General features: G+C 33.3%; 1 pseudogene. It reads right to left on the bottom strand.

Features of this window, described 5'->3' with window-relative positions:
* Positions 1-234, bottom strand: a pseudogene (locus ACRHNM_RS18285) (serine/threonine protein phosphatase); the annotation flags it as partial.

The raw sequence follows: 234 nt of genomic DNA, 5'->3' as shown, positions 1-234 counted from the left end.
GACCATGAGTTAAAAATAACTCTTGATTCGTTTCTCTATGTTTTAGAATAATACCTTCATGATATTTAATATCGCAAAACAGCTCGACATCTTCACCTACCTTCGGATCAAAATAAGTCGATAAAGTTTTTTCAACATATTTAGGGTCGCGATAAACCATATCGTGATTTCCCCAAATCATATGCAGTCTGTTTTCTTCATGAAATTGCTTCATGAGCATATAGACATTCTTGT

Source organism: Psychroserpens mesophilus, assembly GCF_050617655.1.
Taxonomy (GTDB): domain Bacteria; phylum Bacteroidota; class Bacteroidia; order Flavobacteriales; family Flavobacteriaceae; genus Psychroserpens; species Psychroserpens mesophilus_A.
The sequence above is the reverse complement of the archived record's forward strand: the minus strand, read 5'-3'. Positions and strand labels throughout refer to the sequence as shown.